Here is a 14,645-nt window from a genome sequence, read left to right as displayed (position 1 = left end):
GACCCTCGAGCGGTCACCGAATCCACGGATACCCTTCACGTCATGCCCAACTTCACGCTGTTTCTCGCTACCTCGCTCGCCATTACCTTCGCGCCCGGTCCCGACAACCTGCAAGTGCTCGCACGCGGCATCTCGCAGGGCCGCGCGGCGGGCCTCGTCGCCGCGCTCGGCTTTGCCGCGGGCGTGACGTTCCACACGACGCTCGCGGCGCTCGGCATTGCGGCCGTGCTGCGCTCGTCGCCGCTCGCGTTCCAGATCCTCAAGCTCGCGGGCGCCGCGTACCTCATCTGGATCGGCGTGAAGGCGCTGCGCAGCCAGGGCCTGGCCGCCGCCGGCGACAAGCCGCGCCAGCCGCTCGCCACGATCTTTCGCCAGAGCGTGCTCGGCAACGTGATGAATCCGAAGGTGACGCTCTTCTTCGTCGTGTTCCTGCCGCAGTTCGTCGATACCCACGGCGCGCAGAGCGTCACGCTGCAGATGCTCGAGCTTGGCCTCGTGTTCATGGCGCAGACCGTCGTGGTGTTCTCGCTGTTCGGGCTGTGCGCGGGCACCATCGGCGGCTGGCTCAAGCGCCGGCCGCGCGCGGGCTTGTGGCTCGACCGCCTCGCCGGGCTCACCTTCATCGCCATCGGCATGCGCATTGCGCTGCGCGACTGACGCATCCGCACGACGCCTGGAGCTTCACGAGATGACCTTGCCTTGCATCACCGACGCGCGCCGCTTCGACGCGAGCGCGCATCTGCCGTTTTTCTTCGGCGACGAACGCGTGGGCTGGATCCGCCGCGGCGACGTTGCCCTGCTCGCGCGCTGGCCCGATGTGTTCGAGATCGCTGATATTGGCGAACGCGCGCGCGTCACGCTCGCCGCGAAGTTCGACAGCGTGACGGCGCGCAGCGCCGCGCTGGGCGCCGTGATCGGTGCGCTCGCCGCCGAGGGCTGCATTCCCGGCTGGCGCGACGAGACCTACGCGATCCGCAACGCTTTCGACGCGCCGCCGCTCGCCTTCATCGAGCGCGCCGCCTCGCGCTTCTTCGGCACGATGACGTATGCGGTGCACTTGAACGGCGTCGTAGAATACGCGGGCTCTGCTTCGCCCCGCGCGCCGCAGCTCTGGATCGCGCGCCGCAGCGACACCAAGGCCACCGACCCCGGCATGCTCGACAACGTCGTGGCGGGCGGCATCGGCTGGGGCTTCGGCATCGACGAGACGCTCGTGAAGGAATGCTGGGAAGAGGCGGGCGTCGCCGCCGGGCTGGCTGCGCAGGCCAAGGCGGGCCGCACCGTGCACGTGCTGCAGTCGCTGCCCGAGGGCACCCAGGCCGAGCAGATCTTCGTCTACGACCTCGCGCTGCCCGAGGACTTCGTGCCGCACAATCAGGACGGCGAAGTCGGCGAGCACCGCCTCGCACGCATCGACGAAGCCGCGCGCTGGATCGAAGAGGGCAAGATGACGGTGGACGCGAGCCTCGCGACGCTCGATCTGCTGTTGCGCCGCCAATGGATAGACGCAGACGCGTGCGAGGGCATCGCCGCGATCTTCGAGCCGCCGACGCTGTGAAAGGGCGCCGGTTTTTTCGTCAGTACCGAAAGCCCTTCTGAATCACCAAAGAATTGACGGGAGTTACCAGGGTCATGTCGACCGATCACAGCTTCATTCTCAAACTGTCGTGCGCCGACCGGCCGGGCATCGTGCATGCCGTGTCGGGTTTCCTGTTCGAGCGCGGCAGCAATATTCTCGATTCGGCCCAGTTCGGCGACAGCCACACGGGCGAGTTCTTCATGCGCGTGCACTTCCAGCAAGTGGGCGGCGACCCGGGCCTCGAGGGCCTGCGCGCCGCGTTCACGCCGCTCGCCGATGAGTTCGGCATGCGCTGGGAGCTGCACGACGCGAACGTGAAGCCGCGCGTGGTGATCATGGTCTCGAAGATCGGCCACTGCCTGAACGATCTGCTGTTCCGCTACCGCACCGGGCAGCTCTCCATCGAGATTCCCGCGATCATCTCGAATCACAAGGAGTTCTATCAACTCGCGGCGAGCTACAACATCCCGTTCCATCACTTCCCGCTGCTCGGCGGCAGCGAGGCGGACAAGGCCGCGCAGGAAGCGCGCGTGCTCGAAGTGGTGAACGGCGAGCGCGCCGACCTCGTGGTGCTCGCGCGCTACATGCAGATTCTCTCGCCGCAGCTGTGCGATGCGCTCAAAGGCCGTGCGATCAACATTCACCATTCGTTCCTGCCGAGCTTCAAGGGTGCGAAGCCGTACTACCAGGCGTTCGACCGCGGCGTGAAGCTGATCGGCGCGACGGCGCACTATGTGACGTCCGATCTCGACGAAGGCCCGATCATCGAACAGGAAGTCGAGCGCGTCGATCACAACATGACGCCGGACCAGCTCACGGCAATCGGCCGCGACGTCGAGTGCGTGACGCTCGCGCGCGCGGTGAAGTGGCACGTCGAGCATCGCATCGTGCTCAACGGGCACAAGACGGTGGTGTTCCGCTAATCTGCGGTAGTCCAGATCTCCCGTTGCTGCCACAACTTCCTGTAGGGGAAGGGCGAGCCGCGCGAGGGATCAGGCGGGCCGCCGCGCGAGGGGCGACGGCCGGTTCGGAGCAACAGCCGAAGACGTGGCCGATGCAGAGGCCAAGGCGGGGCAAACCGCCCCGCCGCACGCTCAAATGAGCCGCAGATAGATCAGCTCGCGCTTGATATAGGCATAGAAGATAGGCGCGGCGATCACACCCTGGAGGCCGAACGCGGCCTCCATCACGAGCATCGCGACCAGCAGCTCCCACGTGCGCGCCTCGATCTGGCCGCCCACGATGCGTGCGTTCAGGAAATATTCGAGCTTGTGGATCACGATCAGGAACACGAGCGCCGTGACCGCCGCGGGCAGGCTCACGGTGAGCGCGATCGCGACGATCAGCGTGTTCGAGATCAGGTTGCCGATCACCGGCAGCAAACCGACCACGAAAGTCACCACGACAAGCATCTTCGCGAGCGGCAGCGGCGCGTGAAAGAGCGGCAGCACGAGCAGCAGGAAGAGCCCGGTGAACACGGTGTTGATGGCCGAAATCTTCACCTGCGCGAACACGATGCGGCGGAACGCATCGGCGAAGCGCGCCACGCGCGTGACGAAGGCCGTCGAGAGCGGCAGCCGCGTGGCGTTCTTCTGCGCGCCAATGGCGATGATCGCGCCGATGATCATGCCGATCACGATCCGCCCGAAGATGCGCGCGGCGTTCTTGCCGCCCTGGCCAAGCTGGGTGGCGTGCTCGTGCATGAGCGCGATGGCCTTGAGCTTCATCTGGGCGACGTCGACGGGCAGATAGGCCGCGATGGCGTCGGGGATCTTGCCGCGCGCCTGGTCGACGAAGGTCATCATCTGCGCCATGACCTTTTGCACGCTCGGCACGTCGCTTTCGAACTGCTCGATGACGCCCACGGTAATGCCCGTGAGCACGCCCACGATCACAATGGAAACCAGCACGACGGAGAGCCAGCGCGCGCGCTGGCTCGGCATGCGCCGCTCGATCAGCGGCGCGATGGTGTGCACGAGCTGAAAGACGAGCATCCCCGCGAGCAGCGCGCCGAGCAGGTCCAGATGCAGCACCGCCCACAATCCGGCGAGCGCCGCCATATAGCTGCCTATCTCCACTGCCGAGAGTTTCGGCAGGCTCATATCGCTCGTGAGCCTGACCGGCCTTGGCCGCAGGTCGCGCACCTGTTTATCGTCGGTCGCTTCGTTGCGCTTGACCATGTTGGGTGTATTCCGTCTCCAAACCGCGGGGGCGCAAGCGCCCCCGTTCTGTTGTTGCTGTGGCAACCGCTGCAGCGGTTGTCGGAGCAGCGTTTTCTACTGCTTACTTTCCCGAGGCCGCGTCGAGCGCAGCCGCCTGGCGCTTGAGCAGCGGCGCGAGATAGCGGCCCGTGAAGCTCGCCTTCGCCTTCGCCACCTGCTCGGGCGTGCCCTGCGCGACGATCTGGCCGCCGCCCGCGCCGCCTTCGGGGCCCATGTCCACGATCCAGTCGGCGGTTTTGATGACATCGAGATTATGCTCGATGATCACCACCGTATTGCCCTGGTCGCGAAGCCGGTGGATCACCTCCAGCAAGAGCGCGATGTCGTGGAAATGCAGCCCCGTGGTTGGCTCGTCGAGTATATACAGCGTGCGGCCCGTGTCCCGCTTGGAGAGTTCGAGCGAGAGCTTGACGCGCTGCGCCTCGCCGCCCGAAAGCGTGGTGGCCGACTGGCCGAGGCGGATGTAGCCGAGACCCACGTCGAGCAGCGTCTTGAGCTTGCGCGCCACGACCGGCACGGCCTTGAAGAACTCGTAGGCGGCCTCGACGGTCATGTCGAGCACTTCGCTGATGTTCCGTCCCTTGTACTGGATCTCCAGGGTTTCGCGGTTGTAGCGTTTGCCGTGGCAGACGTCGCAAGGCACGTAGACATCGGGCAGGAAGTGCATTTCGACCTTCAGCACGCCGTCGCCCTGGCAGCTTTCGCAGCGGCCGCCCTTGACGTTGAACGAGAAGCGGCCTGATTCGTAGCCGCGTTCCTTGGCCGCCGGCACGCCTGCGAACAGCTCGCGGATGGGCGTGAAGAGACCCGTGTAGGTGGCCGGGTTCGATCGCGGCGTGCGGCCGATCGGCGACTGGTCGACGTTGATGACCTTGTCGAAGTGCTCCATGCCCTCGATGGCCTCGAACGGCGCCGGCTGCGCCGACGAACCATACAGATGCTGCGACACCGCGTGATAAAGCGTGTCGTTGATCAGCGTGGACTTGCCCGAGCCCGAGACGCCCGTCACGCAGGTGAGCAGTCCCACCGGCAGGTCGAGCGTGACGCGCTTCAGGTTGTTGCCGTACGCCTCGATGATGCGCAGACGCCGCTCGCCGGGTTCGATGCGCTCGTCCGGGTAGTCGATGCGGCGCGCGCCCGAGAGGTACTGGCCGGTCATCGAGGCCGGGTCGTTCTCCACTTCCTGGGGCGTGCCCTCGGCGATCACCATGCCGCCGTGCTCGCCAGCGCCGGGGCCCATGTCGACCACGTAGTCGGCCATGCGGATCATGTCCTCGTCGTGCTCGACCACGATCACCGAATTGCCGAGGTCGCGCAGGTGCTTGAGCGTGGAGATGAGGCGGTCGTTGTCGCGCTGATGCAGGCCGATGGACGGCTCGTCGAGCACGTACATCACGCCCGTGAGCCCCGAGCCGATCTGCGAGGCCAGCCGGATGCGCTGGGCCTCGCCGCCCGAGAGCGTTTCGGCGCTGCGCTCGAGCGAGAGGTAGTCGAGCCCGACATTGTTCAGGAACATCAGGCGCGCGACGATTTCCTTGACCACCTTGTCGGCGATCTCGCGCTTGGCGCCTTCGAGACGCAGCGTCTGGAAGTAGCCGAGCGTGTCGCGCAGCGGCCAGCCGCTCACCTCGTAGATGGCGCGCGCCTCATCGCCCGCGCCGATGCGCACGAAACGCGCCTCGCGGCGCAGACGCGTGCCTTCGCAATGCGGGCAGGCCTGGTTGTTCTGGTACTTCGACAGCTCCTCGCGCACGGCGGCCGAGTCGGTTTCGCGGTAGCGCCGCTCGAGGTTCGGGATGATCCCCTCGAACACGTGCTCGCGCACCGAAGTGCGGCCGCGCTCGTTGATGTACGAGAACGGGATCTCCTGCTTGCCCGAGCCGTAGAGCAGGATCTTGCGCACCTTCTCGGGCAGGTCCTCGAACGCGGTGTCGATGTCGAAATCGTAGAACGCCGCCAGGCTCTGCAGCATCTGGAAGTAGAACTGGTTGCGCCGGTCCCAGCCCTTCACCGCGCCCGCCGCGAGCGAGAGCGATGGATGCGCCACCACGCGCTTCGGGTCGAAGAAGGTGATCTGGCCGAGGCCGTCGCACTCCGGGCACGCGCCCATCGGGTTGTTGAACGAGAAGAGGCGCGGCTCGAGCTCCGGCAGCGAGTACGAGCAGATCGGGCAGGCGAACTTCGAGCTGAAGAGGTGCTCGCGGCCCGTGTCCATTTCGAGCGCGATGGCGCGGCCGTCGGCGAGACGCAGCGCCGTTTCGAACGACTCCGCGAGACGCTGCTTCATGTCGGGCCGCACCTTCAGGCGGTCCACCACCACGTCGATGGTGTGCCGCTCGCTCTTCTTGAGCTTGGGCAGCGACTCGACTTCGTAGATCTTCGCCTCGCCTTCGTTGGCGGTGCCGCCGCCCGAGCGCACGCGAAAGCGCACGAAGCCCTGCGCCTGCATGTCGTCGAAGAGCTCGGCGTGCTCGCCCTTGCGGTCGACCACCACGGGCGCGAGGATCATGAGCTTGGTCTCTTCGGGCAGCGCGAGCGCGGCGTCCACCATCTGCGAGACGCTTTGCGCCTCGAGCGGGATCTCGTGGTCCGGGCAGTAGGGCGTGCCGATGCGCGCGTACAGCAGGCGCAGGTAGTCGTGAATCTCGGTGACCGTGCCGACCGTCGAGCGCGGGTTGTGCGAGGTGGCCTTCTGCTCGATGGAGATGGCCGGCGACAGACCCTCGATCAGGTCGACGTCGGGCTTCTCCATCAGTTGCAGGAACTGGCGCGCGTAGGCCGAGAGGCTTTCCACGTAGCGCCGCTGGCCTTCCGCGTAGAGCGTGTCGAACGCCAGCGACGACTTGCCCGAGCCCGAAAGCCCGGTGATCACCACGAGCTTGTGGCGCGGCAGGTCCAGATTGACGTTCTTCAGGTTGTGGGTTCGGGCCCCACGGATACGGATTTGTTCCATGAACCTGCGGGAGAAAGGGAGGCTAAACCTGCTACTATAACGACTTTTCCAGACCGCCGTTACGGCTTGCTGACAGTCTTTGAAAGGGTCCCGAATGGTTGCGCGGGGGCGCCGAAAGAGGTTCGACAGCAGGCGGCCGGGAATGTCTTCAGGCTTGGGACCAGCGTAACGCGCGCGCAGCGGCGGCCCAATCAAAAAACGCTCCGATGTCCTCCAATTCACCCGCTACTTCCTCACGCATGAGCGCGCCCGAAATGCGCGCGACCGTGTCGCTCGCCGCGATCTTCGCGCTGCGCATGCTGGGCCTCTTCATGATCATGCCGGTGTTTTCGGTCTACGCGAAAACCATCCCCGGCGGCGACAACGTGCTGCTCGTTGGCATCGCGCTCGGCGCCTACGGCGTCACGCAGTCGCTCCTGTACATCTTTTATGGCTGGGCCTCAGACATGCTGGGGCGCAAGCGCGTGATCGCCACCGGCCTCGTGATCTTCGCGATCGGCAGCTTCGTCGCGGCCGGTGCGCACGACATGACGTGGATCATCGTCGGCCGGGTGATCCAGGGCATGGGCGCGGTGTCCTCCGCCGTGCTCGCGTTCATTGCCGACCTCACCTCCGAAGAGCACCGCACCAAGGCCATGGCGATGGTGGGCGGCTCGATCGGCATGTCCTTTGCGGTGGCGATCGTGGGCGCGCCCATCGTGTTCCACTGGCTGGGCATGAGCGGCCTGTTCGCGCTCGTCGGCGTGTTCTCGATCCTGGCGGTCGGCGTCGTGCTGTGGATCGTGCCCGATGCGCCCAAGCCCGTGCACGTGCGCGCGCCGTTCGCCGAAGTCCTGCACAACGTGGAGCTGCTGCGCCTGAACTTCGGCGTGCTTGTGCTGCATGCCACGCAGACCGCGCTCTTTCTCGTCGTGCCGCGCCTGCTCGTGGATGCGGGCCTGCCCGTGGCGTCGCACTGGAAGGTCTACCTGCCGGTGATGGGCCTCTCGTTTGTCCTGATGGTGCCCGCCATCATCGCCGCGGAAAAGCGGGGCAAGATGAAGGCCGTGGTCGTCTCGGCCATTGGGCTTATCCTGATCGGCCAGCTTCTGCTTGGCTCGCTTGCGCATACCATTGCAATTGTGGCGTCCGTGCTGTTCGTGTACTTCCTCGGGTTCAATATCCTGGAGGCCTCGCAGCCCTCGCTGGTGTCCAAGCTCGCGCCGGGCAACCGCAAGGGCGCGGCTACGGGCGTCTACAACACCACCCAGTCGATCGGGCTTGCGCTCGGCGGCGTGGTGGGCGGGTGGCTGCTCAAGCACGATAGCGCGAGCGCGGTGTTTTACGCGTGCTCGGGGCTCGTTCTGTGCTGGCTTATAATCGCGGCCTATATGAAGGTGCCGCTGAAGGTGCAGCCCAAGCGGGCTTGATGGGGCCAGGCCTCAGGCAAGCGCCGCGGGCGGGGTCGCAAGCGCGCCCGCCCTCTGCTTTGAGGCGAACCCGGCGTTCGCCGCAACATTTTTCGCGAGAGGCGGACCGCGCGCCGCGCATCGCAATGTGACGCCGATGCGCGAAACGCGTGGCCGCTCAAACGCAACGGAATCAACAGGAGAAACTCATGGCATCCGTGAACAAGGTGATCCTCGTCGGCAATCTCGGCGCCGAACCGGAAGTGCGCTATCTGCCCAGCGGCGACGCTGTGGCGAACATCCGCCTCGCGACCACCGACCGCTACAAGGACAAGACGTCCGGCGAGTTCAAGGAAATGACCGAATGGCACCGCGTGGCGTTCTTTGGCCGTCTGGCCGAGATCGTCTCCGAATACCTGAAGAAGGGTTCGTCGGTGTATATCGAAGGCCGCATCCGCACGCGCAAGTGGCAGGCGCAGGACGGCACCGACCGCTACTCGACGGAAATCGTCGCTGAGCAGATGCAGATGCTGGGCGGCCGCAGCGGCGGCGGCGCGTCGTCGGGCAGCGACATGGGCGATGACGGCGGCTACAGCCGCGAGCCGTCCGCACCGCGCGGCGGCGGCCGTGCGGCCTCGGGTGGCGGCGCGCCGCGCTCGAGCGGTGGCGGTGCGGGTGCGGGTGCGGGCGGCGGTGGCCGCTCGAACGCGCCGGCCGGCGGCGGCTTCGACGAGATGGACGACGATATTCCGTTCTGAACTCCCGTAATTGAAAAATGTAAAGATTAGCCCCGCCTTTTGGTGGGGTTTTTCTTTATCTATCTAGGGTTTGCGGCCCAGGAGAAATGACAAGATTGAGCGGAGGGTATACCGCGGCAAGCTGTGTTTTTGTTCGTAATGGCCTATGTAAACATTGCTGCCACGAAACAGGCTCCGTTGCTGGTGATCACACGTTTTCCTTGGTAGAAACGTAAACATCACCTATTGTGCTGTTGACTTCCCTTGAGGAGGGGCTAATGGCCAATCTGTTCTTCGTGGTAACCGTCCGGCATCCGGAGGGCGAACGCCTTCCGATCCTGCTTGACGCCGATCGCCAGCCAGTCGTCTGGATCAATCTCTATATCCTCAAGCGCCTGCGTCGCAGGCTTTCATTCAACAGCCTCCTGAAGGTCACGCGAATACTGGGTTTCATCTATGCATGGTCACTCCGGCAAAAGTTCTCGCTACGTGAACGCCTGGAGAGCGGGAACGGCCTGACCCAGAACGAGATTGACAGCCTTTGCTCCTGGTTGCGCCGCAATTTCCGCACAGCGGATGCAGTCCGGTCATTGGCTGTCGCACCCAGCTCGGTCAAGTCCCGTCTGGACGTCGCACGGCAATTTGTCGACTGGCACTTCAATGCAGCGATCAGTGCCCGGCCTGTCGGCAGTAACGACATCAAGGACATTCGGGCAAAACAAACTGCTTGCAAGCAGATGTTCGCGGATGCCGCCAAAGGGCGCACGCAATCATCGGAACATGCCAAAGCCCTTCTGGAGCCTGAGACGCGGAGACTGCTGGCGATATGCGAGGTCGACAGCCCTGAGAATCCCTGGAAAAGGCCCTGTCGCGTCAGGAACCGTCTCATCATTCACTTGATGCTGGCGCTCGGCCTGCGGCGGGGGGAGCTTCTCAAGTTGCGAACTTCTGACTGCCATCTCACGCGAGCGATCCCGGAGATTCGCGTTGAGCGCTCACCTGACGATGATGACGATCCCCGCATCAATGAACCACAGGTCAAGACCGAGTCCCGCCATTTGCCCTGTGAGCGGCAGCTTGCCAGAGATCTGCATCAGTTTATCTGTGTCACCCGGAGGGAAACCCGTCTGGCGGATCGGATGCCGTTTCTGTTCCTGAGCCGGACGGGTCTGCCGCTGAGCCTGAACCGGGTGAATGGGATCGTCAGCCAGATCGGCCTGAGGCATCCTGAATTCGCCGATCTGCATCCGCACTGCTTGAGAAGTACCTGTGCGACCGACTTCAAGGAAACCGCCCGCCGCAGGGGCCTCGATGAATCGGATATCGACAAGGACATGCAAACCTTCTTCGGCTGGCGCTCTGACCAGTCAATCGCGCCGTACGTCGAGGGCGCAACACGCCGGGAAGCCGCCGAGATCGGACTGGCGTATCAGCAGTCGCTTTTCGGCAGTGCAAGCGAAGCGAGCTGAATCGTGACAAACGACGAGATAAACCAGCAGTTGGGTCGTAAGCTCCGTCAGTTCGGACTGTCGCCGCTGGAGAACCAGATCATAGATCGCGACGGACGAACGATGGACTTGAGCGGCGTCTTATGGAAGTTCAACGCTCCAACACGCAGGGAGTCGTTCAACTGGGAGACAATTCAAGACGGTAACTCTGTCGTCGAATACTCGCTTCGACGATGGGTCCAGCAATTAGTCAAGCAGCAATCTGCGAACGCAGCTGTCTTCGCATTGAGATCAGTGATTTTCGCTTTGCGAGGTGGAGGGCACAGCAATCTCGAATCGGAAAGAGTACTCCGTTCGTGGCAAGCAATGGCGGGGGATAAACATCCAGCCGAACTGGCCGACGCACTTCGTGCTCACGTGAGTGCCGCTATCGAGCATCTTCGCGCGCGCAAACGAATGCAGGAGTTTTACTGTTTACGAGACTGGTATCGCAGGTCGTCCGACGTACTAAGTTGCCTCGGCTTTGACGAAGAATATGCGCTTGAATTAGATCAGATTCATGTGCCCGGGCGCGAGTCAGGAATTGCAGTCGAACTCGAAGATGAGGAATCCGGACCGCTTTGGGACGTTGAAGTCTCAGTGCTTCAACACGCAATTCTGGACGATCATTCGTCCGAGCGTGAGCACGTCATGCAAAGGGCTGCGGCGGCACTGGGGTTGGCCTTTGGTCGTAACCCGTCCAACTACTGCCTGCTTCGCGAGGAGGATTTGAAAAATGCGCTCGCAGGCTTCGAGGTACCGCCCCAGTGGGTTCTGTCCATTCCCCGCATCAAGAAGCCGGGAATTGGACCGCGGGCCGCATTCATTGACGAGCGCGTCGATGAAAGACTCGTCCAGATCATCCAGGATCTAATCGAGAGCAACAGGGTGATCAAATGCGGACAATCTCCGCGTCCGCTCTTTATGCGATCGACTCCAGATCCATGGTTTGACGAAACGGGTGTGAGTGAATACAAATATCATCTTCCGATTGACGTCTATCGTAACCTGCTATCAAGGTTTGTGGACCGGCTGAATCTGAAATCACCCAGAACCAATGAGCGCCTGTTCATTACGCCACGTCGCCTGCGGTATACGTTTGCGACGACCATGGTCGAGCGGGGGGTGGCCAGGCGCACCTTGGCGGCAATGCTGGATCACTCGGATACCCAGCACGTGCAGGTTTACTATTCGCTCAAGGGAAAGCGATTGACGCGCATCCTCGACCGCGCTGCCGCGCTCCGCCTCGGCCCTCTAATGAAGCTGTTTAAGGGCAGAATAGTTGAATCTGCCGCGGATTCGACAAATGGCGAGAAGCCCGAGAAAACCGTGACGTTTCTTGGAGCTGAGCATGTCGTCGACCCGGTCGACATTGGCGGCTGCGGCAAGAAGAAGAGCTGTCAGCTTGATCCTCCCTTTACCTGCTATTGCTGCCCACAATTCGAACCGTTCGTGGAAGCCGATCATGACGCCGTCCTGACTGAATTACTCGCAACCCGGGAAGAGCGTCGAAAAAAATACTCGTTACAGATTGCGATCCAGCTCGACGACGTGATCTACGCCGTCTGCGAGGTGATAATGGAGGTGGCCGCCTATGTCCGACGGAAAGGCACGCAAACGTAAGTCGATGGCAGCCGTCGGCTCAGTCATCGGGCTGCCGTGCGATAACTGGATCGCGAACCAGGCCACCCTGATAGCGCTTTCGAAGATCTCCAACCCCTTTCTTCATGTGACCTGGGAGGAGCCGGTCTGGGACGTGGAAGCGTCATATGCGTCGCGGGATCGTGGATATAAATCGAACGGCAAGCCTCATAATTTGCTGTTCACGCAGCATTCGCAGAAGGCGCGTATCGATGGCGAGCCTCTTGCCGGTGTATTCGGTGACGTGGTCAAGTCGCTCGTTTGTGCACGTCACTCCAAACGAGGCCAATCCGTTCCGAGTCACATGGTATTTGTTCGCGCGACACGCTATGTCTACGATGTACTGAAATCCGTCGATTACGACATCAGTCTGATAACTCCAGCGCATCTCGATCTTGCTGCCGCCGCGGTTTTCAAGCGGGAGTCCGAGGTCTCCGCGTATAAGGCCGTTGGCCATATGGAAGAGTTCGCGGACATGCTGGACGCGAACGGGCTCTGCAGGCTGCGGCTTGACTGGCGGTGTCGCAAGAAGGTCCGGCCAGAAAAGCTCGGAACAGACCGTATCGAAGACGTACTCCCCGTTGCGGAGCCCGATGACCGTCTTCCGAAAGAAGAGGCTATTCGCGCGGTGGGGTGGCTATACCAGAATATCCCGAGTAAGGGCCCTGTCAATGGCGTAGCGAATCCTGATCGTATAGCCATCCTGATTACGACCATTCTCGTGTGCACGGGGCTGCGAATAGGTGAGGTCCTCACCTTGCCAGAAGATCCGCTGTTGACCGAGCGCGACGGCACCAGAAGCTTGCGATATGCGCGGCTCAAGGGGCGGCGGGACCATATTACCGTTGAGTGGAAAGTGAAACCACTCCTCAGTGCAACTGTTGAACTTGTGGAAGGCGCAATTAGGGAGCTACACGAGTTGACAGACGGGGCTCGAAACGTCGCACGCTCGTTCAGCCGCACTGGAAGACTCCTTGCTGGAAAAAAAATAAAGCCAATTTTGGGCCCTGGAGATATTCTTCAACTCGTCGGCCTTGAAGGCCGGAATGTCGCGCAGTTTCTCAAGCAGCGCAATATTCCATACGAAGTCGTTAACAAGAAAATTCGGGTTGGAAAACCGGACTTCCTGGCGGGCATCATCCGGGATCATTGGTCACTACCGATGCTGCGTGGACCGAAAGGGAAGGGACTGGAACTTCATCAAGCCCTGTGTGTCGTTTACACGAACCAGATGCATCGTGGAACCAAAACCACGTTGCTCTATGCGGCACAGCCGGTCGCCGATCTGCAGATCCGTGACTTCCTGACGGCTCGCACAGGGACCAGAAGCATCTTTGACCGCTCCGGCATCGTTGACGCTGACGGGCATCCCATCGATATCAGTTCAAAAGGGTTCCGTCACTTTCTGAACAATCTGCTGGATGAGGGAGGGGCTCCGGATCTGGTTCAGACCAAATGGTTCGGGCGGAAGAATCCGACGGACACGAGAGCGTATCAACATCTGACACCTGCGCAGCGGGCGAGGAAGGTGGTTGACGATATCATGGCGGGCAAGGTAGAGGGCAAGGTCGCCGATATTGTCAAGCCACTGCCGACTGATGTCGCCAGAGGTTTCTTGCTTACGCGTGTTCAGGCCGTCCACGACGTTGGCCCAGGGATGTGCGTGCACGATTTCCAGATGATGCCATGCCCCAAGTATCTGGAGTGCACGGCCGATTGTGATGAATACGTTTGGGAGAAAGGTGACCCGGAACGCAAGGACGCGCTGTTGCGTCAAATGGCGTTCGTGCAGGGGACTATCCGCGCCGCACTTGGGCGCAAGGCAGCAGGGGGGATCGTCAAGAGTGACTGGTGGAAACACCTGAAAACGAAGTACCGTCAGCTCCTGAAGCAGATGAAATCGTCGGCGCTGAACAAATCGGATATCGATCGGTACATCGCGGAGAATGGTCTTGATAGCGGCGGCGAATTCTCTGAACCAGTTCCCGAGGAAAGCGGTTGATTATGCGCTGACGTTGAAGTATCGAAGGTCTATCGCATACTGGAACACCGGGTCGCTTGCATCAAAGATGATCGCGCAGGTAGGCCGACGCAACCGAATATTGGGTTGGGGAATAACGCATGGTCAAGGTAATCAGGGCGAGTGCAAAGATCAGCGACGTGAAAGCACTCACTATCATTTCCGAGTTGGAGAGGTGGCGTGACCGCGAGCTTGGTACCAAGCTTACGTGGGAAAAAATTGAAGCCTTTTCGGGCTATACCCGTCAGGCGCTAAGCCGCCATCCGAGAATCAAGTTGGCCTATGACGAAGCGAAACACGCACTTGCTGATCCGGCGCGCGTATCGTCTTCGCGCTCCAGGGACGAAGAACGGAAATATTTTGATCAGACGGTTAGGGATTTGGAAAGTAAGGTGAAGAGGTACCAGGATCTGGAGCAAACGTGGTTCCAGCGTTGGCAACGCATTGCTGTCCGTTGCAGCGAACTCGGGCTGAACATTGAAGATCTCGACAAGCCGCTCGACGATTTAAACCGAAGGGGTGACAAGTCCGAAGTGAAGCGGGGCAGGAAGGGAAAAGGAGAGCACTAAGAGTGCGCTCACGCGTCGCATGCCCGACCATTTTTTCCGGGACTTATGG

General features: G+C 62.0%; 11 protein-coding genes. 9 read left to right on the top strand and 2 right to left on the bottom strand.

Annotation, left to right across the window (positions count from 1 at the left end; translation table 11 throughout):
* Positions 1-42: 42 nt before the first annotated feature.
* From E1956_RS01245 to purU, 3 genes are all read left to right on the top strand, one after another.
* Positions 43-657: a LysE family translocator gene (locus E1956_RS01245; RefSeq protein ID WP_134746720.1), complete on the top strand. Its 615-nt coding sequence runs from the start codon at positions 43-45 to the stop codon at positions 655-657.
* 31 nt (positions 658-688) lie between these two features.
* Positions 689-1,558, top strand: coding sequence for an NUDIX hydrolase (locus E1956_RS01240; RefSeq protein ID WP_134746718.1), 870 nt, complete (start codon positions 689-691; stop codon positions 1,556-1,558).
* Between the two features lie 74 nt (positions 1,559-1,632).
* Positions 1,633-2,502, top strand: coding sequence for a formyltetrahydrofolate deformylase (gene purU / locus E1956_RS01235; protein WP_134746716.1), 870 nt, complete (start codon positions 1,633-1,635; stop codon positions 2,500-2,502).
* Positions 2,503-2,673: 171 nt separating this feature from the next.
* Here the strand turns inward: purU and E1956_RS01230 are convergent, their stop codons facing one another.
* Entirely contained in the window at positions 2,674-3,759 is a 1,086-nt protein-coding gene (locus tag E1956_RS01230; RefSeq protein WP_134746714.1) for an AI-2E family transporter, read from the bottom strand.
* 103 nt (positions 3,760-3,862) lie between these two features.
* Positions 3,863-6,754: an excinuclease ABC subunit UvrA gene (gene uvrA / locus E1956_RS01225; protein WP_134746712.1), complete on the bottom strand. Its 2,892-nt coding sequence runs from the start codon at positions 6,752-6,754 to the stop codon at positions 3,863-3,865.
* 206 nt (positions 6,755-6,960) lie between these two features.
* On the opposite strand from uvrA, the gene E1956_RS01220 reads away from it, so the two are divergent.
* The 6 genes from E1956_RS01220 (at position 6,961) to E1956_RS01195 (ending at position 14,596) form a co-directional block, all read left to right on the top strand.
* Entirely contained in the window at positions 6,961-8,163 is a 1,203-nt protein-coding gene (locus E1956_RS01220; protein WP_418789230.1) for an MFS transporter, read from the top strand.
* 188 nt (positions 8,164-8,351) lie between these two features.
* A complete protein-coding gene (locus tag E1956_RS01215; protein WP_134746708.1) occupies positions 8,352-8,900 on the top strand; it encodes a single-stranded DNA-binding protein in 549 nt (182 codons plus the stop codon).
* Between the two features lie 257 nt (positions 8,901-9,157).
* Positions 9,158-10,348 carry a tyrosine-type recombinase/integrase gene (locus E1956_RS01210; protein WP_134746707.1) on the top strand — a complete coding sequence of 397 codons (1,191 nt, stop codon included), beginning with the start codon at positions 9,158-9,160 and terminating at the stop codon, positions 10,346-10,348.
* A 3-nt stretch (positions 10,349-10,351) separates the two neighbouring features.
* Positions 10,352-11,989, top strand: a complete 1,638-nt coding sequence (locus tag E1956_RS01205; RefSeq protein ID WP_134746705.1) for a site-specific integrase — start codon at positions 10,352-10,354, stop codon at positions 11,987-11,989.
* Positions 11,961-14,009 (top strand): integrase, encoded by a 2,049-nt coding sequence (locus tag E1956_RS01200; protein WP_232071209.1) that lies wholly within the window; start codon positions 11,961-11,963, stop codon positions 14,007-14,009. The genes E1956_RS01205 and E1956_RS01200 overlap by 29 nt, the downstream gene beginning before the upstream one ends.
* A 119-nt stretch (positions 14,010-14,128) precedes the next feature.
* Positions 14,129-14,596 (top strand): hypothetical protein, encoded by a 468-nt coding sequence (locus E1956_RS01195; RefSeq protein ID WP_167759955.1) that lies wholly within the window; start codon positions 14,129-14,131, stop codon positions 14,594-14,596.
* Positions 14,597-14,645 lie beyond the last annotated feature (49 nt).

The sequence above is a fragment of the Paraburkholderia pallida genome (assembly GCF_004524855.1).
Taxonomy (GTDB): domain Bacteria; phylum Pseudomonadota; class Gammaproteobacteria; order Burkholderiales; family Burkholderiaceae; genus Paraburkholderia; species Paraburkholderia oxyphila.
Note: the sequence above shows the minus strand (reverse complement) of the source record. Positions and strands in the feature narration are given on the sequence as shown.